24 protein-coding genes are annotated in these 24796 nt (G+C 70.6%); 12 read left to right on the forward strand and 12 right to left on the reverse strand.

Annotated elements, in window-relative coordinates; genetic code table 11:
- On the forward strand, positions 1 to 272 hold a 272-nt coding region (locus tag EAO72_RS37295; RefSeq protein ID WP_222724140.1), incomplete at its 5' end, for a peptidoglycan-binding domain-containing protein.
- A 104-nt stretch (positions 273 to 376) separates the two neighbouring features.
- Here the strand turns inward: EAO72_RS37295 and EAO72_RS37300 are convergent.
- The 8 genes from EAO72_RS37300 to EAO72_RS37335 form a co-directional block, all read right to left on the reverse strand.
- Entirely contained in the window at positions 377 to 1168 is a 792-nt protein-coding gene (locus tag EAO72_RS37300) for an ABC transporter permease (RefSeq protein ID WP_148021425.1), read from the reverse strand.
- Positions 1165 to 2160 (reverse strand): ATP-binding cassette domain-containing protein, encoded by a 996-nt coding sequence (locus EAO72_RS37305; RefSeq protein WP_148021426.1) that lies wholly within the window; start codon positions 2158 to 2160, stop codon positions 1165 to 1167. Before EAO72_RS37305 ends, EAO72_RS37300 begins: the two co-directional genes overlap by 4 nt.
- Positions 2161 to 2243: 83 nt before the next feature.
- Positions 2244 to 3089 (reverse strand): DUF4097 family beta strand repeat-containing protein, encoded by an 846-nt coding sequence (locus EAO72_RS37310; RefSeq protein ID WP_148021427.1) that lies wholly within the window; start codon positions 3087 to 3089, stop codon positions 2244 to 2246.
- 83 nt (positions 3090 to 3172) lie between these two features.
- A complete protein-coding gene (locus EAO72_RS37315) occupies positions 3173 to 3691 on the reverse strand; it encodes a toxin-antitoxin system HicB family antitoxin (RefSeq protein ID WP_148021428.1) in 519 nt (172 codons plus the stop codon).
- Positions 3692 to 4080: 389 nt separating this feature from the next.
- A complete protein-coding gene (locus tag EAO72_RS37320) occupies positions 4081 to 5166 on the reverse strand; it encodes an ABC transporter ATP-binding protein (RefSeq protein WP_148021429.1) in 1086 nt (361 codons plus the stop codon).
- Complete coding sequence (gene modB, locus EAO72_RS37325; protein ID WP_148021430.1) at positions 5163 to 6020, reverse strand: molybdate ABC transporter permease subunit; 858 nt, start codon at positions 6018 to 6020, stop codon at positions 5163 to 5165. The genes EAO72_RS37320 and modB overlap by 4 nt, the downstream gene beginning before the upstream one ends.
- Positions 6017 to 6835, reverse strand: a complete 819-nt coding sequence (gene modA / locus EAO72_RS37330; protein WP_148021431.1) for a molybdate ABC transporter substrate-binding protein — start codon at positions 6833 to 6835, stop codon at positions 6017 to 6019. The genes modB and modA overlap by 4 nt, the downstream gene beginning before the upstream one ends.
- A gap of 259 nt (positions 6836 to 7094) precedes the next feature.
- Positions 7095 to 8555: an MFS transporter gene (locus EAO72_RS37335; RefSeq protein ID WP_261991749.1), complete on the reverse strand. Its 1461-nt coding sequence runs from the start codon at positions 8553 to 8555 to the stop codon at positions 7095 to 7097.
- Between the two features lie 302 nt (positions 8556 to 8857).
- Between EAO72_RS37335 and EAO72_RS37340 the strand changes: the two genes are divergently transcribed.
- From EAO72_RS37340 to EAO72_RS37355, 4 genes are all read left to right on the forward strand, one after another.
- Positions 8858 to 9181: a rhodanese-like domain-containing protein gene (locus tag EAO72_RS37340; RefSeq protein WP_148021432.1), complete on the forward strand. Its 324-nt coding sequence runs from the start codon at positions 8858 to 8860 to the stop codon at positions 9179 to 9181.
- A gap of 96 nt (positions 9182 to 9277) precedes the next feature.
- The gene (locus EAO72_RS37345; protein ID WP_148021433.1) at positions 9278 to 10672 is read left to right on the forward strand and encodes an MBL fold metallo-hydrolase; all 1395 of its coding nucleotides are present in this window, start codon (positions 9278 to 9280) and stop codon (positions 10670 to 10672) included.
- Positions 10673 to 10755: 83 nt separating this feature from the next.
- The gene (locus tag EAO72_RS37350; protein ID WP_148021434.1) at positions 10756 to 11340 is read left to right on the forward strand and encodes a rhodanese-like domain-containing protein; all 585 of its coding nucleotides are present in this window, start codon (positions 10756 to 10758) and stop codon (positions 11338 to 11340) included.
- Complete coding sequence (locus EAO72_RS37355) at positions 11337 to 12248, forward strand: sulfite exporter TauE/SafE family protein (RefSeq protein ID WP_148021435.1); 912 nt, start codon at positions 11337 to 11339, stop codon at positions 12246 to 12248. Before EAO72_RS37350 ends, EAO72_RS37355 begins: the two co-directional genes overlap by 4 nt.
- A 7-nt stretch (positions 12249 to 12255) precedes the next feature.
- Here the strand turns inward: EAO72_RS37355 and EAO72_RS37360 are convergent, their stop codons facing one another.
- On the reverse strand, positions 12256 to 12765 hold the full coding sequence (locus tag EAO72_RS37360) for a DinB family protein (RefSeq protein WP_187285339.1): 510 nt from the start codon (positions 12763 to 12765) through the stop codon (positions 12256 to 12258).
- 522 nt (positions 12766 to 13287) lie between these two features.
- On the opposite strand from EAO72_RS37360, the gene EAO72_RS37365 reads away from it, so the two are divergent.
- Positions 13288 to 14004: an LmeA family phospholipid-binding protein gene (locus tag EAO72_RS37365; RefSeq protein ID WP_261991750.1), complete on the forward strand. Its 717-nt coding sequence runs from the start codon at positions 13288 to 13290 to the stop codon at positions 14002 to 14004.
- A 211-nt stretch (positions 14005 to 14215) separates the two neighbouring features.
- On the opposite strand, the gene EAO72_RS37375 is transcribed toward EAO72_RS37365, so the two are convergent.
- Entirely contained in the window at positions 14216 to 14794 is a 579-nt protein-coding gene (locus EAO72_RS37375) for a Dps family protein (RefSeq protein ID WP_148021436.1), read from the reverse strand.
- A gap of 243 nt (positions 14795 to 15037) precedes the next feature.
- Between EAO72_RS37375 and EAO72_RS37380 the strand changes: the two genes are divergently transcribed.
- On the forward strand, positions 15038 to 16405 hold the full coding sequence (locus tag EAO72_RS37380) for a dihydrolipoyl dehydrogenase family protein (RefSeq protein WP_187285340.1): 1368 nt from the start codon (positions 15038 to 15040) through the stop codon (positions 16403 to 16405).
- 271 nt (positions 16406 to 16676) lie between these two features.
- On the opposite strand, the gene EAO72_RS37385 is transcribed toward EAO72_RS37380, so the two are convergent.
- The gene (locus EAO72_RS37385; protein WP_148021437.1) at positions 16677 to 17399 is read right to left on the reverse strand and encodes an alpha/beta fold hydrolase; all 723 of its coding nucleotides are present in this window, start codon (positions 17397 to 17399) and stop codon (positions 16677 to 16679) included.
- A 47-nt stretch (positions 17400 to 17446) separates the two neighbouring features.
- Entirely contained in the window at positions 17447 to 18418 is a 972-nt protein-coding gene (locus EAO72_RS37390; protein WP_148021438.1) for an alpha/beta hydrolase, read from the reverse strand.
- A gap of 439 nt (positions 18419 to 18857) precedes the next feature.
- On the opposite strand from EAO72_RS37390, the gene EAO72_RS37395 reads away from it, so the two are divergent.
- The 5 genes from EAO72_RS37395 (at position 18858) to EAO72_RS37415 (ending at position 24745) form a co-directional block, all read left to right on the forward strand.
- Entirely contained in the window at positions 18858 to 20735 is a 1878-nt protein-coding gene (locus EAO72_RS37395; RefSeq protein ID WP_187285421.1) for an amidohydrolase, read from the forward strand.
- Positions 20736 to 20861: 126 nt separating this feature from the next.
- Positions 20862 to 21524, forward strand: a complete 663-nt coding sequence (locus EAO72_RS37400) for a hydrolase (protein WP_148021440.1) — start codon at positions 20862 to 20864, stop codon at positions 21522 to 21524.
- Positions 21525 to 21569: 45 nt separating this feature from the next.
- On the forward strand, positions 21570 to 22094 hold the full coding sequence (locus EAO72_RS37405) for a DoxX family protein (RefSeq protein ID WP_148021441.1): 525 nt from the start codon (positions 21570 to 21572) through the stop codon (positions 22092 to 22094).
- Positions 22075 to 22812, forward strand: coding sequence for a YoaK family protein (locus EAO72_RS37410; protein WP_148021442.1), 738 nt, complete (start codon positions 22075 to 22077; stop codon positions 22810 to 22812). The genes EAO72_RS37405 and EAO72_RS37410 overlap by 20 nt, the downstream gene beginning before the upstream one ends.
- Before the next feature lie 217 nt (positions 22813 to 23029).
- Complete coding sequence (locus tag EAO72_RS37415) at positions 23030 to 24745, forward strand: MFS transporter (RefSeq protein WP_148021443.1); 1716 nt, start codon at positions 23030 to 23032, stop codon at positions 24743 to 24745.
- Positions 24746 to 24796: the final 51 nt, after the last annotated feature.

Consider the following 24796-nt stretch of genomic DNA (forward strand, 5'->3'; position numbering starts at 1 on the left):
GGCAGCGGACGCAGAACTGGCTGCGGATCCAGTCCGGATACACCGGACCGATCGACGGCGTTCCCGGCCCCCGCACCTACACCGCACTCCAGCTGAACATGCGGAACTGGGGCTACACCGGACCCCTCGACGGAGTCCCCGGAACCAACACCTGGGCCGCGGTACAACGACTCTCGGCAGCACACGGCTACACCGGCCCCATCGACGGCGTCATGGGACCCAACTCCTGGCGAGGCTTCAGCCGCTTCATCAACCAGGACCAGTGGGACTGACCCCACCGAAAAGGGCGGCGCACGACCGACGTGGTGTCGGGTGCGCCGCCCTGGAGGCCGGACGGAGTGCGGGGAGTCCCTGTGCAGGCATGACCGAGGTTCGGCTACTTCGGGTCGTTGTTGAACTTGGCGGTGGACCAGAAGTAGCCGAGGACGGTGAGGGCGAGGGACCAGGCGAGGGTGAGCCAGCCGTTGTGGCCGATCTCGGTGCCGAGGAGGAGGCCGCGGAGGGTTTCGATGGCGGGGGTGAAGGGCTGGTATTCGGCGATCGGCTGGAACCAGCCGGGCATGGTGTCGACGGGGATGAAGGCGCTGGAGAGGAGGGGCAGCAGGATCATGGGCAGGGCGTTGTTGCTGGCGGCTTCGGCGTTGGGGCTGATGAGGCCCATACCGACGGCGATCCAGGTGAACGCGGTGGCGAAGAGGACCAGGAGCCCGAAGGCGGCGAGCCACTCCAGGGTGGTGGCGTCGGTGGAGCGGAAGCCGATGGCGACGGCGACGGCGCCGACGAGGACGACGCTGGCGATGCATTGCAGGACGCTGCCGACGACGTGTCCGACGAGGACGGAGCCGCGGTGGATGGCCATGGTGCGGAAGCGGGCGATGATGCCTTCGGTCATGTCGTTGGAGACGGAGACGGCGGTGCCGATGGTGGTGGAGCCGATGGTCATGAGCAGCAGACCGGGCACGATGTAGGCGATGTAGTCGGAGCGGGTCGCGTTGCCGCCGCCGATCCCGGCGCTCATGACGTCGCCGAAGATGTAGACGAAGAGCAGGAGCAGCATGATCGGGGTGAGCAGGAGGTTGAGGGTGAGGGAGGGGTAGCGGCGGGCGTGCAGGAGGTTGCGGCGGAGCATGGTGTTCGAGTCGCGGACGGCGAGGGCGAGGGCGCTCATCGGACTGTCTCCTTGGACTGGTGGGGCTGGGCGGCCGGCTGGTCGTTGCCTGTCAGGGCGAAGAACACGTCGTCGAGGTCGGGGGTGTGGACGGTGAGTTCGTCCGCCTCGATGCCGGCCGAGTCCAGCCGGTCGAGGATGGAGCGCAGCTCGCGCTGGCTGCCGTCGCTGGGGATCTGGAGCGCGAGCGCCTCGTCGTRCCGGGTGACCTCCTGCAGAGCGGACGCCGCGGAGCGGTAGGCGGCCGGGTCGGTGAAGCGGAGGCGGACGTGCCCGCCCGGAATGAGGCGCTTGAGTTCGTCGGCGGTGCCTTCGGCGGCGATRTTTCCGTCGTTCAGTACGGCGATGCGGTCGGCGAGTTCGTCCGCCTCGTCCAGGTACTGGGTGGTGAGGAAGACGGTGACGCCGCTGGTGACGAGGGCGCGGATGATGCCCCACATGGTGTGGCGGGAGCGGGGGTCGAGGCCGGTGGTCGGCTCGTCGAGGAAGATGATCCGGGGGTTGCCGACCAGGGTCATGGCGATGTCGAGGCGGCGTTTCATGCCGCCGGAGTAGGTGGAGGCGGGCTTCTTCGCGGCGTCGGTCAGGTCGAACCGTTCCAGCAGTTCGGCGGCGACCCGCCGTCCTTCCTGCTTGGACAGGTGGTGCAGGTCGGCCATGAGGAGCATGTTCTCCTCGCCGGTGATCAGGCCGTCGACGGCGGAGAACTGTCCGGTGACACCGATCGCCGCGCGCACCGCCTGCGGGTCGGTGGCCAGGTTGTGGCCGTCGACGTGCAGGTCGCCGGCGTCCGCGGTGACGAGGGTGGAGAGGATCTTCACCGCGGTGGTCTTGCCGGCGCCGTTCGGGCCGAGCAGCGCGAACACGGTGCCCGCGGGGACGGCCAGATCGATCCCGTCGAGGACGACCTTGTCCCCGTAGGACTTGCGCAGACCGACGGCGGAGACGGCGTCCGGCACCGACCGGCCGTCACCCTTCCTGGATGTGGGCATGACAGATGAAGGCATGGAGCCCTCCCGTTCGGAGGCTGGAGACGGATGGGAGTGGGCGAGCTGAAGGCTGTTGCCGCGGAGGGTCAGACCTTGGCGCGGCGGATGTCGATGTTGCCGAACCGGGTGCGGGCGCGGATGCTGACGGTGTCGTCGGTCTGCGCGGGGGTCTCGGAGGCGGTGAGCGTGTTGCGCACCTGGCCGGAGCCGGAGTTGACGTCGAGCCAGGCGGCCGTGCCCTCGCGGACGCCGACCTCGATGGCTCCGTAGCTCGTCTCCAACGAGACGGACCCGCGGGCGACTTCGGCGACGCGCAGGGTCCCGTGGGCGGTCGTGGCCGTGACCGAGTCATCCGCCCGGGTGATGTCGATGTCGCCGTTGGAGCCGCTCACCCGCAGCTCGCCGGTCGCGGCGCCGACGGTCGTGGTGCCGTGCGAGTTCTTCAGGACGGCGGGGCCGTCGACGAAGCCGACGCGCATGCTGCCGGAGCTGGTGGTGATCTCCGCCTTGCCCTCGACGTGGTCCACGGTGATCGAGCCGTGCGACGCGGTCAGGTGAAGCGGGCCGGTCGAGTCGAGGCGGACGTCCCCGGACGAGGTCTTCACGCGGACCTCACCGAGCCGGCCCTCGCCGAGTACCTGGGCCCAGGCGCCGGTCACGTCGATACGCGACCCGGTGGGCAGCTCGACCGTCACGTCGACCGTGCCGGTGCGGCCGATCAGATAGCGCTGCTTGGGCGTCCGGACGGTCAGCGCGCCGCCCGAGTACGTGATCTCGGTCTGCTCGGCCGCCCGGATGTCCTGGTCCTTCTTCGGGTCGCGCGGCCGCGCCTCGACGACGGTGTCGGGGCGGTCGCCCGCGGTGAACTGGATGGAACCGGCCTCCACGTGAGCGGTGACCGAGATCGGTTCGGAGGTGTCGAAAGAAGGCATGGCTGTCCCGTCCTCTTGGCTCTTGGTGGCGTCCCCGCAGGTGGGACGTGGTGTGGGTGAAGTGGTGCGGGTGGCGGATGTGGCTAGCGCACCCAGCCCGTGTAGCCCTGTCCGAGCGTCTGGCTCTTCTCTGTCGTGCGTGGTGCGGTGCCGCCGTCGACCGCGGCCGACACGGCTCGTACCAGCCACGCGTTGACCGACAGCCCCTCGCGGGTCGCGGCTTCCTCGGCGCGTGACTTCAGGTGGGCCGGCAGGCGCAGGTTGACGCGGGCGGTGCCACCCTCGTCGCCCTCCGGCAGGGCCGGGGCCTTGAGCGGTTCGGCGGGTGCGGAGGCGGACTCCGCGGGGCCGATGCCGGTGGCCGGCAGTGTCACGACGAAGTCGGGGTCGAGCCCGCGCAGCCGTACGTCGACCGAACCGGGGGCGAGCTCGCGGGTGATCTCGTCCATCGCGGCGGACAGGACGTTGAGCATGGTCAGCCGGGTCGCCGACTCCAGCGGAGCGGTGAGCCGCTCTGCCAGCGCGCGGGCTTCGTCGCCGCCGGCCTCGGCAGCCACCGCGAGTTCGCGGCGGAGGGTGTCGACATACGGGGTGAGGTCCATAACGCCATGATGGCATCACGATGGCATCATGCGCAACCCGTCTGGCGCCATTCTGGAGCGCGTTGCGACGAAACCCTTTCTGACCTGCGCACATGCGATGCGCTCTGGAGGCATGGGCGGAGTCTCCCGCCTGCCTGCGTGTCTCCACGCGCACGGAACGGCACCTCGTGGCACCTCGTGGTGCCACCTGGCGTCACGTGATGCCGCATCGTGCGGGCGCCGAGCCACGCGAGGGTCACCACCGGCGGACGACGTCAGTCGCGCGTCAAGGGCCGGCCGCCCGGGATCAAGACTCCGCCGCCAGGGAACGGTCGGCGATCCGCCGCTGACCACGCCGGGGTGCTGCCGGGCAGCCCCGGCCCCAGGTGTTCCCCGGTCAGGAGCTCGCCTCAGACCGGGTAGGCGTGGGTCTGCGCCGCCTTCACCGTCGCCCAGACCGCCGCGCCCGGGTGCAGGTCGAGTTCGGCGGCGGAGGCCGTGGTCAGGTCCGCGGTGAGCCGCAGCTCGCCGGTGAGGTCGGCGCGGATCTGGTCGCCGTGGGTCTCCAGGCCCGCGATCTCGCACTGCCAGAGGTTGCGGGCGCTGGAACCTGCGGGGCGGTCGCGGTGGAGGGTGACGGCGCTCGGCGGGAAGGCCACGAAGACCGGACCGGACAGGGCCTCCGTGGTGGTGGCGCATGGACCGTCGTCGAGGCGGACGGTGTGGCCGTCGGCCGAGCCCCGGTAGAGGTTCAGGCCGACCAGACGGGCGATGTAGTCCGTACGGGGATGGCGGGCGATGTGGGACGGCGCGCCCTCCTGGACGACCCGGCCGTCCTCGATCACGACCAGGCGGTCCGCCAGGACCATCGCGTCCAGCGGATCGTGGGTGACCAGGACGGCGACGGCCTCGAACTCCGCCAGATGTCTGCGCAGTTGCGAGCGGACCTCCAGCCGGGTGCGGGCGTCCAGCGCCGCCAGCGGCTCGTCCAGGAGCAGCAGACGCGGCCGGGTCGCCAGCGCGCGGGCCAGGGCGACACGCTGGGCCTGGCCGCCGGACAGGCTGCGTGGCCTGACGTCGGCGTGCTCCGCGAGACCGAGGCGGCCGAGCCACTCCGCGGCCTCGCCACGGGCCGCGGCCTTGGCCGCCCCGTGGCAGCGCGGTCCGAAGGCCACGTTGTCCAGGGCCGTGAGATGAGGGAAGAGCAGGTAGTCCTGGAAGACGACGCCGACGGGGCGGGACTCCGGCGGCGTACGCTCCAATGCCGTGCCGTCCAGCCGCAGATGGCCCTCGCTGAGGGGCGTCAGGCCGGCCAGCGCGCGCAGGGCCGTGGTCTTGCCGGCGCCGTTGGGACCGAGCAGGGCGACGACTTCGCCGGGTGCGACGGCCAGCCTCACATCGAGGCGGAAGGTGCCACGCTCGACGACGAGGCGGGCGTCGAGTCCCTCCTGGGGCGCATCGGCGCGCGGGGTGCGGGCGGGAGGCTCGGTCGTCATCCTGCTGTCATCCAACGGTCGCGCAGGCCGGCCAGCACCGCGATGGACACGGCGAGCAGGACCAGGCTGAGGGCGATGGCCGCCTCCGGATCGCTCTGCAGGGCCAGGTACACGGCCAGCGGCATGGTCTGGGTACGGCCGGGGAAGTTGCCGGCGAAGGTGATCGTCGCGCCGAACTCGCCCAGGGCGCGGGCCCAGGCCAGTACGGCTCCGGCTGCGATGCCCGGAGCGATCAGTGGCAGCGTGACCCGGCGGAACGCGGTGAAGCGGGAGGCGCCGAGTGTGGCGGCAGCCTCCTCGAAGCGCGGATCGGCGGCGCGCAGGGTGCCCTCGACGCTGATGACGAGGAACGGCATCGCGACGAACGCCTCCGCGATCACGACCCCCGCCGTGGTGAACGGCAGGGTGATCCCGAACCAGTCGTCCAGCGTCTTCCCGACGATGCCGTTGCGCCCCAGCGCCATCAGCAGGGCCACACCGCCGACCACGGGTGGCAGGACGAGCGGCAGGGTGACCAGGGCCCGTACGAGCCCGCGCCCGGGGAACTCGACACGGGCCAGCAGCCAGGCCAGCGGCACACCGATGACCAGGCTCACCGCCGTGGCGGCCGTGGCGCAGACCAGGGACAGCCGGAGCGCCTGCCATACCTCGGCACTGGTCAGCAGCTCGGGCATGCTGGTCCACGGGGCCCGTACCAGCAACGCGGCGAGCGGCACGATCAGGAACGCCAGGCCGATCAGCGCCGGGACCAGAAGGGGCAGCGGAACACCCCGGCCGACGCCCGCCCGGACACGCCGCCGCGGGCCGCCCCGGACGGGACCGGTCGCGGCGGCGGACTTGCCGAGATCCGTCACGGCTTCAGGAACCCCGCACCGGTCAGGACCTTCTGGCCGGCGGAGGACCGCACCAGGGCGATGAACGCCTGGGCGGCCTCGGTGTTCCGCGTGTCCTTGAGCCGGACGATCGGGTAGTCGTTGATGGCGTTCGCCGACTCGGGGAAGTCCACACCTTCCACCTTGTCACCCGCCGCGTGCACATCGGTCTTGTACACGACGGCCGCGTCGGCCTCCTTCAGCTCGACCTTGGTCAGGGCAGACTTGACGTCCTGCTCGTACGAGACCGGTGTGAGCTCGAGCCCGGCGGCGTCGAGCGCCTTCTGGGCGGCGGCGCCACAGGGCACCTCCTTGTCGCACAGGACCACCTTGAGTCCGGACCCGGTGAGGTCCTTCAGGGTGGAGATCCCGTCGGGGTTGCCCGGGAGCGTGGCGATCTCCAGCTGGTTGCGGACGAAGGTGGCGGGTGTACCGGAGGCGTCCCCGGCATCGGTGACGATCTTCATCGTCTTGGGACTGGCCGAGGCGAAGACGTCGGCCGGGGCGCCGCCGGTGATGCTCGCGGCGAGCGAGTCGCTGCCCCCGAAGCTGAAGGTCACCTTCGTACCGGGGTGCTGCTCCTCGAACTCCTTGCCCAGGGCCGTGAAGGACTCCTTGAGGGAGGCGGCGGCGAACACGGTCACCGTGCCCGACAGCTGGTCCGAGGAACCGGACGCGGAGGAGTCCGACGTCGAGGAGTCGTCGGAGGAGGAACAGGCGCTCAGGGCCAGTAGCGCGGCAACGCCTGCACCGGTCACCTGAAGCGTCCGGCGGGTCCGGCGTGCGGTACGGGTCATCACGGGTCTGCTCCCTCTCGTCCTGACGGACACATCACCTCTGGTCCCGGCGGACCGTCCACGGTCTCCCGACGGCCACGCCGGTCGGCTGGGGCACGGCAGCCGCCGGAACACCGGGCGTCCGCTCCGGTAGCCGAGCGTGCGCTGATGATAATGCCGCAGATGCGAGGCAAAAGTCTCCTGGCTCTTCGCATGAGTCCGGGCAATGCCTGACGTGGCTGGTATGTGCGTTTGTACGGTGCCTGCGTCCGGGTACCGGTCAACCGGGAGGTGGTAGTCCGTGAGTCAGTCCTTCGCCCGGCTCCGGACCGGGCTGTGCACGGGTCCGTTCGGCAGGCTCGTTCCGTTTCAGGAGCTGGGCACGGCGTGACGGTGGGCGGCCTCGGAGCGGCTGAGAACGGTCCAGTGATGGCACCGTGTCGCCGGCGAGCGCCGTACGGGGATGCCAGGGCCTTGCGGTGTCGGTCATCCAGCGGGCGGCGAGGAGCCCTGAGCCGGCGGTGAGGACGGCGGCTGCGATGACGGTTGCCTTCAGGCCGAATGCGTCGGCCAGGACACCGGCGACGAGGGCTCCTGCGGCGTAGCCGATGTCCCGCCAGAAGCGGTAGGTCCCCAGGGCGTTGGCGCGCCGGGCGGGGTGGGCGTGGTCGGAGACGGAGGCGATGAGGGTGGGGTAGACCATGGCGGTGCCGAGTCCGAGGACGACGGCGGACAGGATTCCGGCCAGGAGCGGAGTGTCCAGCAAAGCAGGGGCGAGGGCGAGGCCGACGGCTTGGATGAGCATGCCGGTGACGATGAGGGGTTTGCGCCCGATGCGGTCGGCGAGGTGGCCGGTGGGTATCTGGCCGAGGCCCCACAGGATCGGGTAGAGGCCTTTGATGAGGCCGACTGCGGCGAGGCCGAGGCCGTGGTCGGTGAACAGCAGAGGGAAGACACCCCAGGTCAGGCCGTCGTTGAGGTGGTTGACCAGGCCGGCCTGGCTGGCGCCGCGCAAAGAGCGGTTGCGCCAGGAGGTGCGGGCGAACGTGGCAGCCAGGCCCGTGCCCTCGCTGCTGGGCAGGGGCTTGCTGTGCTGGGCGAGTTCGAGGGCGGCATGTGCTGCGGTGTCCCGTACGGCGATGGTCAGCGCGAGGCCGGCGGCGACGAAGACGACGCCGATGAGTTCCGGGACGGGGCGTAGACCGTAGGAGGTGGCGAGGTAGCCGGTGAGCAGGGCGGTGGCGCCGACGGCGGTGTAGCCCGCGGCCTCGTTCAGCCCCGTGGCCAGACCCCTGCGGGAAGGCCCCACAAGGTCGATCTTCATGTTGACCGTCATCGACCAGGTCAGGCCCTGATTGAGACCGAGCAGGACGTTCGCGGCGACAATCCATCCCCAGGACGGCGCCCAGGCGAGGGCGAAGGGTACGGGGATTCCGATCAGCCAGCCGGCGACGAGGAGCTGCTTGCGGCGGAAGCGGGCTGTCAGCGTTCCGGCGGCGAGGTTCGTGAGTGCCTTGGTGAGGCCGAAGGCGATGATGAAGGAGAAGACCGCCAGGTCGCTCGTCAGGCCGAAGGCGCCGGTGCCGATGAGCGGCACCGTGGTTCGCTCCAGGCCCACCAGGCCGCCTACGGCGACGTTGACGACGACGAGCAGGGAGAACTGAAGCCAGTTCTCCCGCAGGCCGAGCCGGACAGGACGCCCCGACGCGCCGATCGGTTTGGCGGTCGCCGTGGCTTTCATGAGCATGCCCTTCCTGTCATGTGAGGCGGTAGGGAGGCGCCGGGCGTCCGGTGCCGGATTGGGCAAGTCGGGCCGGCCGCAGAGCTGCGGAGGGCATCTTCTGCCCGGGCGGCGGCGGTCCTGAGCTGTCGGGCAGGTCAAACCTGCACTTCAGAATACCCCCCACCGTATTTTCGGGTTCGGCCATGAAGCACCTTCCCTTGTGGCTCGGGATACCCAGGGGGGTATTTGACTTCCTCGTGGGCGTCGCCTTACCGTCGAGTACGTAAATACCTAGGGGGGTATCTGGAAGGGATGCCTCGATGCGTGAGGTACATCTGGACGTCTTCGCAGCCGAGCTCGCTGATGGCGTGTTCGTCATCGACGTCCGCGAGTGCGACGAGTACGCGACCGGTCACGTGCCGGGAGCGCTCAGCCTTCCCCTGCCGGCGCTCGGCGCCGCACTCGGCGAGCTGCCCGCCGACCGGCCGGTCCACGTGATCTGCGCGAGCGGCAATCGCAGCGCCTGGGCCGCCGAACACCTCGCCGGCTTCGGAGTGGATGCCGTCTCGGTCATGGGCGGCACCGCGGCCTGGGCCCGCACCGGCCGTCCGCTCCTGCGCGGGACGGGCGTGCGCGCAGCCTGAGCACCGCCTTCACCCCACAGCCCGGTTGTGGCACCGCCCGTGACACAACACCCTCGCACCCACCCTGGGGTGCGCGTTCCTTACGAAGGGATTGCCGTGTTCTTCACCCAGTACTACCTTGACTGCCTCTCCCAGGCGTCGTACATGATCGCCGACGAGGAGACCGGCCAGGCGGTGGTCGTAGATCCCCGGCGGGACGTCTCCGAGTACCTGGCAGACGCAGCCGCGCACGACCTGACGGTGGTCGGCGTGATCAACACGCACTTCCATGCCGACTTCGTCGCCGGCCACCTGGAGATGGCGGACGAGACCGGCGCCTGGATCGCGTACGGCCAAAGGGCCCGGACCGAGTACCCCATCCGCCTGCTGGCCGAAGGCGAGCGGATCTCCCTCGGCGACGTGACCCTGGAGATCCTGGAGACCCCCGGGCACACACCCGAGTCGATCAGCGTCCTCGTGTACGAGCACGCCGACGACACCGTGCCGTACGGCGTCCTCACCGGTGACGCGCTGTTCATCGGCGACGTCGGCCGCCCCGACCTGCTCGCCTCCGTCGGCGTCACCGCCGAGGAACTCGGCGCGATGCTCCACGACAGCGTCCAGAACAAGCTGATGGGGCTTGCCGACGCGGTGCGCGTCTTCCCCGCCCACGGCGCCGGCTCCGCCTGCGGCAAGAGCCTCTCGACCGAGAAGCAGTCCACGATCGGTGAGCAGCGTGCCACCAACTACGCGTGCGCCCCGATGGGCCGCGAGGAGTTCGTCTCGCTCGTCACGGCCGGCCAGTCGACCGCGCCCGGATACTTCGCCTACGACGCCGAGCTGAACCGCAAGGACCGCGCCCGGTACGACGCGACGACGGCCCCCCGGCCGCTGGCGCTCCCAGAGTTCACCGCGCTGCGCGCCGCCGGAGCGGTCGTGGTCGATGCCCGCGATCCGCAGGAGTTCGCAGCAGGACACCTGCGCGGCGCGGTGAACGTGCCTGCGGACGGGCGGTTCGCCGAGCAGGCAGGAACCGTGCTGGCCCCGGCTGACGAACTGGTCGTCATGGCGCCGCAGAACCGGGAAGAGGAAGTTGTCACCCGCCTCGCCAGGATCGGCTTCGACCACGCCGTCGGCTACCTGCGCAATCCCGAGGACGCGCTGGAAGCCCTGGCCGGCGAAGTCACTCCCGCCAGCCGTCTGACTGCCACGCACCTGCGCACCGCTCTCGCCGGGGACACTCCTCCCCTTGTCGTCGACGTCCGCACCTGCGGTGAGCGTGAGGCGAACGGCTTCATCGAGTCCGCCCTGCACATCCCGCTCAGCGAGCTGCCCGGGCGTACGGACGAGCTGCCCGCCGACCGGCCGTTGGTCCTGCACTGCGCTGGAGGCCACCGCTCGTCGATCGCGGCAAGCCTGCTGCGCTCGCGCGGATTCGAGGACGTCTCCGACATCCTCGGCGGCTACGCCGCCTGGGCCCTGGCGCCCGAGCCGGCCGAAGCCGGCGCCTGACCCCTGGGGGCCCCGGCAAACACCGGGGCCCCCTACACCCCCGAATATACCCCCCCGGGTATCTGTCCCTGAATGGAACCCTCATGAGCCCCACGCCCGCATCAGCCTCCTCCCTCAGCCCCGCCGCACTGCACCGCCTCGTCCGCGAAGGGCGGGCCCCACGCCTGCTCGACGTGCGCACGCCCGGCGAGTTCCGTGCCGCGCACATCCCGGGTTCCTACAACGTGCCGCTGGAAACCCTGCGTGAGCACCGGGCCGAGCTCCTGGCCCACCTCGACGAGGACGTCGTGCTCGTCTGCCGTTCCGGAGCCCGCGCCGCCCAGGCCGAGAAGGCCCTGGCCGAGGCGGGTCTGCCCAACCTGCGCGTCCTGGAAGGCGGCATCGTCGCCTGGGAGACCGCCGAGGCACCCGTCAACCGGGGCCCCGAGCGGTGGGACATGGAGCGCCAGGTCCGGCTGGTCGCCGGCTCGGTCGTCCTGGCCACCGGCCTCGCCGGCGTGTTCGTCCCCGGCGCGCACCTGATCGGCACCGCGATCGGTGCCGGCCTGACCTACGCCGCCGTCAGCAACTCCTGCGCCATGGGAGTCCTGCTGTCCAGGCTGCCCTACAACCGGGGGCCGCGCCCCGGCATCCGCACCGTGATCGCGGAGCTGCGGAGCACGTCATGAGCGCCCTGGTCGTCGCCGCCTCCCTGCTGATCGGTGTCAGCCTCGGTGTTCTCGGCGGCGGCGGCTCGATCCTGACGGTGCCGATCCTGGTCTACCTGGCGGGACAGGGCACCAAGGAGGCCATCGCCACCTCGCTGTTCGTCGTCGGCGTCACCAGCCTCGCCGCCCTGATCCCGCACGCCCGGGCGCACCGGGTCCGCTGGCGGACCGGCCTGCTCTTCGGCGCGTTCAGCATGGTCGGTGCCTACGGAGGCGGGCGCCTTGCCGAATACATTCCTGGCACCGTCCTCCTCGTCGCCTTCGCGCTGATGATGCTGGCCACGGCCTTCGCGATGCTCCGCAAGCCCCGCAACGGCCGGAAGAAGACACGACCCGCGCACCATGACCTGCCCCTGAAGCACATCGCGGCGGAGGGTCTCGTCGTCGGCGCGGTGACGGGCCTGGTCGGCTCCGGCGGCGGGTTCCTCGTCGTCCCCGCCCTCGCTATCCTCGGCGGACTGCCCATGGGCATCGCAGTCGGCACCTCGCTCCTGGTCATCGCGATGAAGTCCTTCGCCGGTCTCGCCGGCCATCTCTCCGGTGTCACGATCGACTGGCGCCTGGCCCTGATCGTGACCGCGGCCGCAGTGGTCGGCAGCCTGATCGGCGGCCGAGTCGCGGGCCGCATCCCCCAGGACGCGCTGCGCAAGGCGTTCGGCTGGTTCGTCGTCGTCATGGGGGTTTTCGTCCTCGCCCAGCAGCTCGACACGGCCATGTGGAGCCACCCGGCCACGTGGGCAGGACTCGGGGTTGCCGTGGTCGCCTTCCTGGTTGGGCGAACGAAGCGGACCGGCTCCGCGCTGCCGGCGAAGGAGCCTTCCGTAACCGAGGAAGAGCCCGCTCGGCGCGCTGTGAAGGCGCAATCCTGAATTAGGATCAGCCGGCGTAGGGGTTACCGCCGAGCCACGTGGTGCCGTCGATCAGTTCGCGCGCCGCGTCCAAGTGGCCACTGTGGCAAGCGACTTCGGTGAGCACGTGGATCAGGATGCGCCGCACATCAGGCAGTCGCCAGGTCGGCCAGAACTCCACAGGCCAAGCTGCCGGCTCCTGGTCGAGCGCGGTGGCGTCGAGCACAGTGTTCGCGGCCGTGATGGCTGCCCGGTAATCGGCGAAGACCTGCTCGGCGCTCATCCCCTCGGGCACGTACCAGTGCGCCTCCGCGCCCGCAGTGAGCTGTCCGGCCACCTCTGGATCGCCTGCGATCACCCCGAGGAACCAGAAGCGTTCGACGTCCACGGTGAGGTGGCGCAGCAATGCCAGACAGCTCCAGCCGCTGGGCAGGACCGGCCGCCGCAGATCCTCCTCCGACAGCCCTTCGAGGACTCCGATGACGTGATTGCGCTGGTGGTCAAGGGCGCTCTTGAGGGCGTCGAGTTCGGCGTTCACCGCACGGTGCGCAGTTCGGCGAGGCGTTCCAGGGTGCTTGCCGGCTGTCTCTCCCAGCTCTCCTGTCGTACCTGTCGTACCTGTCGTACTCGTCATCACGCGCCTCCGGTCTCCCGCAGATCATCTGCGGCCTGGACGCTACACCGGGGCTACGACAACACCTGGCCGAGCACGGACGAAGCCAGCCCTGCGCACACCCCCACCGATCCAGTCCTGCCGCCGGCACCACATGCCTCGGATGCGCGGTGACCTCCTGCGGGAAGTAGTCGCGCCAGTTGCGGCTCTTCTCCTGCGTCGGCTGCCCCGGCCGCTCAGCGCCACGTCGTCCGGCACCCGCCAACCCGGTAAACCTTGCCGGTCAGGTCACTAGCCCCTACTGGCGGACCCTCTAAGCCGACGGTTCAGTCCGCCGATGGTGGGTACGCGGCCCCGAGCCGTGCGGGTACTATGCCCCGTCGCCGTGTGTCTGTTCGGCGGCGTGGTCGCTGCCAGGGGGCGCGGCCATGGGATGGGGGCAGAGGAATGCGGCGGCGTTGGGTCAAGGTGCTCGCGATCGTCGCCGTTGCACTGGCTGTGCTGTTTACGGTGGCGGACCGGGTCGCGGTGCACTTCGCGGAGGGGGAGGCGGCTCAGCTCGCACAGCAGAAGTACGGATACGGCTCGGGCTCGACGGACGGTTACACCCATGTGTCGATCCACGGTTTCCCGTTCCTCAGCCAGGCGGCGGGCCGCGAGCTCGACCATGTCACGATCAGTGCGGGGAACTTCTCGCTCAACACGACGTCCAACGCGCAGGGCGACTACCTCGACGTGCGACAGCTCGCCCTCGACCTGCACGACCTGACGGTCACCTCGCTGTCCTCCCGCACGGCGCAGGCGAACCTGGTTACCGGCGACGTGTCCTTCTCCTACGAGGCGCTGTCCGGTGTGATCACGCGACTGATGGGCAAGGGCGGGGCGCTCACCGTCGGTCCGGCGGCCGGGTCGCACGGGCAGGAGGCGCGTATCCGGGTCAGCGGCACCTGGGACGGCCATGAGGTCAACACGGGCGGGAGTCTGCTGGCGCAGGGCGACGAGATCAGCGTCGCGGTGCCGGGCATCGGTGGACACTCCTACGTGTGGCGGCTGTCCCTGCCGCAGAACGCCGGCTTCACCGCTGCCCGTTCCACGCCGTCGGGGGTGGACTTCGGGATCACCGGCCACCAGGTCGTGCTCGGTTCCTCGATGTACACGAGGTGACGGGCCGCGCACGGATGACGTGGCGCGACCCGGGGCCGGGTATCCGAGGACGCGCAGCCCCCTCCGGGTACCCGACTCAAAGAGCGTTTTGTCCCCAGCAGCCCTGCGCTACGCGCTGCCGCAGCTGGTTGCCCTGCATCACCAGGACTTCGAGTACGCCATCCGTGACTTGATGCGCCGTGACGGGGGCACCGACGCCCGGCAGTGCCCGTCAGGCGCGGACGAGTGGGGTGTCGACCAGATGCTCGGCGAGGAACCACGTCTGCAGCTCCCCGGTCCTGATGACCTGTGAGACCAGCAGGTCGTTCGTGCCGTCGTCACCCAGCTCGATGGTCCGGGCGGCGGCGTCGTGGGCGTCGATCAGGATGGCCTCGTGAGCCTCCAGCAGCCGTGCCAGCATGGCGGGCACTTCCTCCACCCCGTCCGGCGGCCGCGGAATCGACGTGATCTCCGCGACGTGCCTGGCATCGCCCACCGCGACTCCGCCCAGGGACTGGACGCGTTCGGCGAGGGTGTCGATGAGTTCGAGCTGCTCCCCTGCGTGCTTGTCCAGGACCAGGTGCAGTTGATAGAAGGTCGCGCCGCGCATCAGCCAGTGATGCTTCTTGTAGAGCCCGTAGAGGATCTGTGTATCCGCCAGGGCCTTGTTCAGGCGCTGGCAGGAGTACATCCGCGCCTCGTAGGAAAGGCCGATCGGGAACTGCTTGACCGTGCCGAACTCCTGGATCACCGCGCCCTTCTGGTGCAACCGCGGCTGGCTGCTGCTCACGGGCTTGGAACTGGTGGTCATGGTCTTCCTCCTGCGCTGCCGTGCTGTGCGTACTCGGGTGACGCTAGACACCCGGCCGGAGTGCGCCTTGCCGGTCAGCGCACGCAGTGGCGTCCGCCAGCGCACTGGTGCGGCGTCCCGTGTGCGTCGTTCGCTCTCGGACAAGCCCCCGTGCGCCGTCGGAAACGGGTTCCCGGCCGACCCGCTCTAGCCTCGGGACGCCCCACGCACGCGTGGAGCGCGAAAACCCATGAGAGGCACGCAATGAGTGCGCATATGCAGGCGGATGTGGTCGTCGTCGGACTGGGGCCGGGGGGCGAGTACGTCGCGGGCGCCCTGGCCGAGGCCGGCCTGGACGTGGTGGGGGTCGAGGCGGAACTGGTCGGTGGTGAGTGTCCCTACTGGGCGTGCGTGCCCAGCAAGATGATGACGCGGGCCGGGAACCTGCTCGCCGAGGCGGGCCGGATGTCCGCCCTCGCCGGCGAGGCGGTCGTGACTCCGGACTGGGGCAGGGTCGCCGGCCGCATCCGTGACGAGGCGACCGACGACTGGGACGACCGGGTGGCCGCCGGCCGTCTCGCGGCCAAGGGCTGTCGGCTGGTCCGGGGACGGGGCCGCCTCTCCGGGCCCCGCCGGGTGACGGTCGGCGACCGTACATGGGAAGCGCGGCGCGGCGTCGTGCTGGCCACCGGCGCCAGGCCCCGGGTGCCCCCGGTGCCGGGACTCGCGGCCACGCCGTACTGGACCAACAGGGACGCCATGGCCGCCAGGGAACTGCCCGCGTCGATGGCCGTTCTCGGCGGGGGAGCCATCGGTGCCGAACTCGCCCAGGTGTTTGCCCGGTTCACGTGTGCGGTCACCGTGATCGAGGGACAGGACCGGCTGCTGGCGCAGGAGGAACCGGAAGCCGGGGAACTGGCCGCGGAGGTTCTGCGGGCGGACGGGGTCACCGTACTCACGGGCTCCCGGGCCCAGCAGGTCAGCCACGACGGCACCGCGTTCACCATCAGCCTGGGTGACGGCGCGGAGCCGCTGCGTGCCGAACGGCTCCTGGTCGCCGCTGGGCGCCGCGCCGACCTGACCGCGCTGGCCGTCGACACGGTGGGGCTGGATCCCGCGGCGTGGGCCGTCCCCACCGACGGGCAGATGCGGACCGGGGAGGGGCTGTGGGCGGTGGGAGACATCACCGGCCGTGGCGCCTTCACCCATGTGTCGATGTACCAGGCGCAGATCGCCGTGAGGGACATCCTCGGGGAACCCGGTCCCGACGCCGACTACCGGGCGCTGCCCCGCGTCACGTTCACCGACCCGGAGATCGGGGCCGTCGGGTTGACCGAGCAGCAGGCGCGAGCGCGGGGGCTGCGCGTGCGCACCAGTGTGCTGACCATCGCCTCCTCCACCCGCGGATGGATTCACGGGCCGGGCAACGAGGGGTTCATCAAGCTCGTCGAGGACGCCGACCGGGGCGTACTGGTCGGCGCGACCTCGGCGGGTCCCGCGGGAGGCGAGGTGCTCTACGGGCTGAATGTGGCCGTCCACGCCGCCGTACCCGTCGACCGGCTCCAGCACATGATCTACACGTACCCGACCTTCCACCGAACGGTCGAGGCCGCGCTCGGAGCCCTCCGCTGAGTCACCACCCGATCGCCTGGGCGTCCCTGTCCGGGCGACGGCAGACCACGGCCGAGTGGACTCCGTCCCCCGGCGCCGCGCTCGGTGTCCGGCCGGTCGCCTGCTCCCGCCACCAGCGCTCGCCATCGGTGCGCCGCAGGCGGTTCCCGTCGTGGTGGCCACGGTCGAACGCGGATGCGAGAGGACGCGGCGATATCTCGTGCGCGCTCAAGAGCGAAGGGCCGTGCGGCCGACTCCCSGGGAGRCGGCCGCACGGCCCTTCGCTGCTTCGTCAGCTCGTGGCGCGCACCGCGTCACGGATCAGAGCGGCGACCTCCTTGGGCCGGGACACGGCCACTGCGTGTGAGGCGCCCTCGATCTCGACGATCGTCGCGCCGGCCCGCTTCGCACCGAAACGCTCGACCTCCGGGTTGATGGCCTGGTCCGCGCCGGCCACGAGTGCCCAGGAGGGCTTGGTCCGCCACGCGGCTGCCGAGGCCGTCTCCGTGAACGCGGAAGCGGCCAGCGGACGCTGGGTCGTCGCCAGGACCTTGGTGACGGCGGCCGGAACGTCGGCGGCGAAGATGTCCGGGAACGCCTCGGCCTTGATGGTGACCTCGACCGCGGGCTCCGCCCCCTCCACGGGGTACGTCTCCTCCTTCAGGTTGCTGACGAGCGGCGAGAGGGGGAAGCGCCCCTGCAACTCGCCCAGGCTCTCGCCCTTTTCGGTGACATAGGCCGCCACGTAGACCAGCCCGACGACGTTCTTGGTGGCGCCTGCCACGGAGATGACCGCCCCGCCGTAGGAGTGACCGACGAGCACGACGGGACCATCGATCTGAGCGGCCACGGAGGCGATGTACGCGGCGTCGGACTCCAGGCCGCGCAGCGGGTTCGGCGGCGCCACCACGGAGATGCCGTCGTTCTGCAGTTCCGCGATGACCCCCGTCCAACTGGCTGCGTCAGCGAAGGCACCGTGCACGAGAACTGCGGTGGCGAGGGGAGACGTGGTCATGTCGGGTGATTCTCCTTGTTGGGTGGGTGTACGAGGGGGGGCTGGTGTCAGCCGGCGTGGAGCGCGGTGCGCAAGGTGCCGATGGCCAGCGTGATCGCCGTCTCGGCGGCGTGGGTTCCGCGGAGTGCGTTGAGCATCACGAAGTCGTGGATGACGCCCTGGAACCGGACGGCGGTGACCGGGACGCCGGCCTCACGGAGCTTGTTGGCATATGCCTCGCCCTCGTCGCGCAGGACGTCCGCTTCGCCGGTGATGACCAGAGCCGGGGGCAGGCCGGTGAGCTGGTCGGTGGTGGCCCGCAGCGGGGAGGCGGTGATCTGGGCGCGGTCCGCTTCGTCGGCGGTGTACTGGTCCCAGAACCACTGCATGCCGTCGCGGCGCAGGAAGTAGCCCTCCGCGAACTGGCGGTAGGAGCCGGTGTCGAAGTTCGCGTCGGTGACCGGGTAGAACAGCACCTGCTGCACGAGGGGGACGTCGCCGCGCTCCTTGGCCATCAGGGTCAGCGCGGCGCTCATGTTGCCGCCGACGGAGTCGCCGGCGACGGCCAGCCGCGAGCCGTCCAGTTCCTTGGACGCGCCCTGCTGTACGACCCACTTCGCGACCGCGTAGTTCTGCTCGATGGCGACCGGGTAACGGGCCTCGGGGGACAGGTCGTACTCGGGGAAGACCACGGCGGCGTTCGCGCCGACGGCGAGTTCCCGTACGAGACGGTCGTGGGTGCGGGCGTTGCCGAAGACCCAGCCCGCGCCGTGGATGTAGAGGATGACGGGCAGAGGTCCTTCCGCGCCCGCGGGGCGCACGATGCGTGCGCGGACGCTGCCTGTCGGACCACCCGGCGCGGTGATCCACTCCTCGTCGATCAGGGGCTTGTCGATCTCGCCCGACTGCACCTCGTCGACGGCCTTGCGCCCCTCTGCGGGCGGCAGGTCGAAGAGGTAGGGCGGATTGGCGGTGGCTTCGGCGAAAGCGGCTGCTGCCGGCTCCAGCACCGGCTGAACCGGCTCGACGGCATCAGACATGTGGTTCTCCTGGGATAGTGGGATGCGCCGGGCTTTCCGGCAGGGCGAGGCGACCGGGGGCAGACACAGATATCTGCGGGGCCGTCGCTCCGCACATTAAGACACCGAACGCGGCGGAGATTGACCACCAGCGCACTGGCGCTGAACTCACAGCGCATGGAGAGGAGGGCAGTGCGCTCGAGGAACGATTCCAGTGCACTGCCGGGACACTCGGACCCTTGCGCTCCAAATAGCCTGATGGCGAAGAAGTCGGGGGCCGCCGGGGCCCGGGCCTGCGTTTTGCACGAGAGCCCGCCCGGAATCCACTTCGGCGGGGTATGGGCGCGGTGAGCGCGAGTTTCTCCGGTCCTTCTCCGCTCGTTGCCCTCTCCCGTCGGAAGTCGATGCAAACGAAATCGACGCTGTTCACGCCTCAGGAGGTTGTCGAAAGGTGTCCACGATGCCGGTCGGTGGGCTGGTTCCCAGCGCCACCGACAACCCCGCGGACCTCGTTGTCCGCAATGCGAAGATTCATACGGGCGACCCGGGTCGTCCGAAGGCCGAGTCGATAGCCGTACGCGACGGTGTCGTCATCGTCGTCGGCGACGACAAGGACGTGGCTCCGCACGTCGGCCCGGCCACGAAGGTGGTCGACGCCCTCGGCCGCCGGATGATTCCCGGCCTCAACGACTCCCACCTCCACGTCATCCGGGGCGGACTCAACTACGTACTCGAGCTGCGCTGGGACGGCGTTCGTACCCTGCGCCAAGGGCTGGCGATGCTGCGCGAACAGGCGGCGCGGACGCCGAAGGGCCAGTGGGTGCGCGTGGTCGGCGGGTGGTCGGCCGAGCAGTTCGCCGAACGGCGGCTGCCGACCGTCGCCGAACTGAACGCCGCCGCGCCGGACACGCCGGTGTTCGTCCTGCACCTGTACCAGTCGGCGGTGCTCAACCGGGCGGCTCTCAAGGCCGCCGGATACACCAGGGACACGCCCGACCCGAAGGGCGGCCAGATCGTGCGGGGCCGGGACGGCGAGCCCACGGGCATGCTGCTGGCCGCCCCGAGCGCCCTGATCCTGTATTCGACGCTGGCCAAGGCGCCTGTGCTGGAGGGTGAGGACAGGAAGACCTCCACCCGTCATTTCCTGCGCGAACTCAACAGATTCGGTCTCACATCGGCGATCGACGCGGCGGGCGGATTCCAGAACTTCCCCGACAACTACAGCACGGTCGTCGAACTGGCCAAGGCCGGTCAGCTGTCGCTGCGCATCGCCTATCACCTCTTCCCGCAGACCGCCGGCCAGGAAATCGAGGACCTTGCCCGTTGGATCGAAATGGCCCGGCCCGAGGACGGAGATGAATGGCTGCGCCTCAACGGCGCAGGAGAGAATCTCACCTGGGCGGCGGCCGATTTCGAGAACTTCAACCAGCCGCGGCCGCAGCTCGCCGCTTACGAATCGGAATTCGAGAAGGCTGTACGGCTCCTCATGGAGAACGGCTGGGGATTCCGGCTGCACGCCACATATGACGAGACCATTCGCCGCGACCTCGCCGTATTCGAGAAGCTTTCCGCGGAAGGACTGTTCCCGGCCGGAAACCGGTGGCTGTTCGACCACGCGGAGACCGTTTCCGCAGACAGTCTCGACCGCATCGCGGCTCTTGGCGGCGCGATGTCGGTCCAGAACCGGCTGTCCTTCCAGGGCGAGGCGTTCGTCAGCCGCTACGGCCCCGGCGCGGCCGCGGACGCCCCACCGGTCCGGGCCATGCTGGAGCGCGGCCTGACGGTCGGAGCCGGCACCGACGCCACGCGGGTCTCCACCTACAACCCGTGGATCGCCCTGCACTGGCTGGTCACCGGCCGGACCGTCAGCGACCTGGTCGTCCGCCCGCCGCACAACCGGGTCGACCGGCAGACGGCGCTGGCGATGTTCACCGAGGCGGGTGCCTCCCTGACCGGCGAGGAGGGTCTCAAGGGCGTCCTGCGGCCGGGCTTCCTCGGCGACTTCGCGGTCCTGTCCGAGGACTACTTCGCCGTGCCCGAGCCGGAGATCCCCCACATCGAGTCCCTGTTGACGGTCGTCGGCGGCCGGATCGTCTACGCCGCCGCCGAGTACGAGGGCCTCGACGAACAGCTTCCGCCGGTCAGTCCCCGGTGGAGCCCGGTCGCGCACTTCGGTGGTTACCAGGCCACGCCGGGCACGGGCCTGTCGGGCTCCCGACAGGCCGAGTTGCTCGGCCAGGCCGCCGCCGAGTCGGAGCAGCACCGCCGGTGGCGCGCCCGCCGCGGCCTGGCCCCGGAAACCGAGAGCACGTTCTTCGACCCCTGCTTCTCGCTCTGAACTTCCGGGAGGGGCCCGGCCACGAGCCGCCCCTCCCGGGACACCACCCGATCCGCGCCGTCCACGGACGGTCGCCCACCACAGCGGTCACCTGACCGCTCACCCACCCATCGAAAGGTTCTTCCCATGGTCACCATCTCCGACGTCACCGCGGCCCCCAGCATCGACCTGCTGACCCCCGACAACTGCGCCGTGCTGTTCGTGGACCACCAGCCGCAGATGTTCTTCGGTACCGGCAGCGGCGACCGCACCGCGATCATCAACTCCACCCTGGGTCTGGCGAAGGCCGCCAAGGTCTTCGACGTGCCGGTCGTGCTGAGCACCGTTGCGGCCGAGTCCTTCTCCGGGCCGATCATGCCGCAGCTGGCCGCGGTCTTCCCCGAGCAGGAGATCATCGACCGCACCACGATGAACGCCTGGGAGGACGTCGCCTTCGTCGAGGCCGTCAAGACGACCGGCCGCAAGAAGCTCGTCATCGCGGGGCTGTGGACCGAGGTCTGCGTCGTACTCCCCGCCCTTTCCGCGATCTCTCAGGGGTACGAGGTCTACGTGGTCACCGACGCTTCCGGCGGTGTCAGCCCGCAGGCGCACGAACACGCCATTCAGCGCATGGTGCAGGGCGGCGCGATTCCGGTCACCTGGGTGCAGGTGCTGCTCGAGCTCCAGCGTGACTGGGCGCGGACCGAGTCGTACGTCCCCGTCACGGAGGTGGTGAAGGAGCACGGCGGCGCCTACGGCCTCGGGCTCGTCTACGCGCAGGCGGTCATGGGCGCCCACGCCGCCGGCTGACCTCGTCACACGGATATCCGGAACGTCAGGAACAGGCAGGAACGAATGAACACCGGACTATTGGTCCTCCGGCTGGTGGTGGGCCTCCTCATCGCCGGGCATGGAGTGCAGAAGGTCAGTTTCCGGCTGGACGGCAACGGTCTGGCGGGCGGAACCGCGGAGTTCCGGCACGACGGCTTCCGCGGCGGCCGGCTCACGGCGCTTGCCGCGGGCGCGGGCCAGATCGGCGCAGGCCTGTTCCTGGCGTCCGGACTGCTCACCCCCGCGGCGGCGATGGCCGCCGTGGGAGTGATGACGGTCGCCGGCACGGTCAAATGGCACAACGGGCTGTGGGTGCAGAACGACGGCTACGAGTACCCGATGGTCCTCGTCGTGGCCTCAGCGGTGCTGGCCCTGACCGGCCCGGGCCGCTGGTCGGCCGACAACCTCCTCGGGCTGACCCCCTGGCCGTCGTGGATCTGCCTGGCGGCCATCGGCATCGGCCTGGCCAGCGGACTGCTCACCCGCGTGCTACTGCACCGCCCGCCCGCCCCCGGTGAGAGGATCCCGCATGTACAAGCTGCTGACTGACGCCGCCCGCACGCTGGTCCCTCCGAAGGGGGACCGGCACGGCCCGCTGCCGCCGCTGATGCTGACGCTGACCGTGGTGACGGGGCTGGTCGACGCCGTGAGCTATCTGTCGCTCGGGCACGTCTTCGTGGCCAACATGACCGGCAACGTGGTCTTCCTGGGGTTCGCACTGGCGGGTGCCCAGACGCTGTCCGCGTCGGCGTCCGTCGTGTCGATGACCGCCTTCCTCGCCGGCGCGCTGGCGGGGGGCCGGTTCGGCACCCGGTTCGCGGCACATCGTGGGCGGCTGCTGACCATGGCCACGGCACTGCAGGCGGTTCTCGTGGCGGCGGCCGTCATCACGGCTGCCGCCTCCGACGGCAGGATGACCACCACCGTCCAGTACACCCTGATCGTGCTCCTCGGCCTCGCCATGGGGATGCAGAACGCGGTCGCCCGGCGGCTCGGCGTCCCGGACCTCACCACGACCGTGCTGACGCTGACCCTGACGGGACTGGCCGCGGACTCCAGCCGAGTCGGTGGGTCGGCGCCCCGGCCCGGCCGACGGATCCTGTCCGTGCTGGCCATGTTCCTGGGAGCGCTCGGCGGTGGCCTGCTCCTGCTGCACGCCGAGTTCGCCCTCACCCTGGGCCTGGCGCTGCTGCTGCTCGTGATGACCTCCGCTGCCGCCCATCGCCTCTCGGGCTCCGACGCCGCCTGGACCCGGCCGCCGTCGTGAACGCGGCGCCGGCCCCTCACCCGCATCGCGGGTGGGGGGCCGACGCACGTCCCGGCGTAGCTCGTCGAGATCACTGCGCCCAGGGGCCACAGACAGTGCGTTCTCAGTCAACCGGCTCGCACCGGCCGCTCCTACATTGGCCATCGGCTACGCCCGTACGGCGCCTGGGACATTGCCGGATGCCGGGCGCCGCTCCCCGATTCCGGCCTGGACCAGCATGAGCGCGATACCGTCAGCGAAAGACCGCCGTCCGGCCCCGGCCCCGGGTTCGGCCTGGGCCCCGTTCGCCGCGCGGGTCTTCCGCGCCCTGTGGATCGCGCAGCTGGTCTCCAATATCGGCAGCTGGATGCAGACAGTGGGCGCGCAGTGGCTGCTGGTCGGGCACAGCGCCGCACTGGTGACCCTCGTGCAGACGGCTTCCAGTCTCCCCGTCGTGCTGCTGGCCCTGCCCTCGGGCGTACTGGCCGACCGCTACGACCGCCGCAAGCTGCTGCTGGCCGCGCAGTTCGCCATGCTCGCCGTCTCCACAGCGCTTGCCGTGCTGGCCTTCGCGGGCGCGCTCACTCCCGGGCTGCTGCTCGGCCTCACGTTCCTGCTGGGGTGCGGCACCGCTCTGATGGGACCCGCCTGGCAGGCGATCCAGCCGGAGCTCGTGGACCGCCGCGAGCTGGGACAGGCGGCCGCGCTCGGCGCCGTCAACATGAACCTCGCCCGCGCCCTCGGCCCGGCACTCGGTGGAGCGGTGGTCGCGGCAGCGGGCGCGGGCTGGGTCTTCGCCTTCAACGCCGCGTCCTACCTCGGCATCGCGGCCGTTCTCATCTTCTGGCGGCGTTCCCCGGTCCAGGAGCCCGTGGCCCGGGGCGAGAGACTCTGGACGGCCCTCGACGCCGGCCGCCGCTACGTCTGGTACGCGCCCGGCGTCCGTCGGGTCCTGTGGCGGACAGTGCTGTTCATCCCCGGCGGCGCCGCGCTGTGGTCGCTGCTTCCCCTGGTGGCGAGCCGTTCCCTGGGCTTGGGCTCGGGAGGGTACGGGGTGCTGCTCGGTGCAGTCGGTGTCGGTGCCGTGGGCGGAGCCTTCGTCCTGCCCGCCGTGCGTCGCGCTCTCGGCGCCAACGGCACTCTCTCCGCGGGCGCCGTCGTCTTCGCCGGGGTGCTGGCGGTCCTTGCCACGACGCGGACCCCCTGGCTCGCGGTGGTCGCCCTGCTGCCGGCCGGTGTGGCCTGGATCGGTGTGCTGTCGACCCTCAACGCGGCCGTTCAGACGAGGCTGCCGGGCTGGGTCAGGGCCCGGGGACTCGCCGTCTACCTCCTGGTGTTCCAGGGCGGTCAGGCGCTTGCGGCGCCCGTGTGGGGCGCGCTGGCCGACGGTCCCGGGCTGACCATCTCCCTCCTGGCCGGCAGCGGGCTGCTCCTGGCCGGCGCGGTGGCGGCGCGGCGGCGGCCGCTGCACGGCATGGATGGCATCGACCCGACTCCGTCCGATCACTGGCCCGTTCCGCCCTTGGTGTTCGAGCCCGGACTCTCCGACGGGCCCGTGCTGGTCTCCGTGGTGTACCGGGTCGACCAATCGAACAGCGCCGCCTTCACCGCCTGCATGGAGCGCGTGGCCCGTTCGCGTCGGCGCACGGGAGCCGTCACGTGGGGCCTCTTCCAGGACGGCGCCGATCCGGAGCGATTCGTCGAGAACTACCTGGTCGGCTCGTGGCAGGGGCATCTCGCCCAGCACCACAGCAGACTCACGGCCACCGATCACCGTGACGAGGAGCGGGCCCGCCGTCTGCTGGTGGAGGGCACCGCACCGGAGGTGACCCACGCCTTCGACGCCGCCGCGGGGCCCGTGGTGCCCGGGACGGAGAAGAGGGCCGGGGTGGCAACGCCCACCGGACGGGGTGAGGACGAGGAGCCGGTCCTCGGCGCCGGTCGCGATGGCTGACAAACCAGGACCCGGGCCGTCGGTCGCGCGTGTGGCCCGGCCCCCGAGTCC

This window comes from Streptomyces sp. OR43, assembly GCF_008042275.1.
GTDB lineage: Bacteria > Actinomycetota > Actinomycetes > Streptomycetales > Streptomycetaceae > Streptomyces.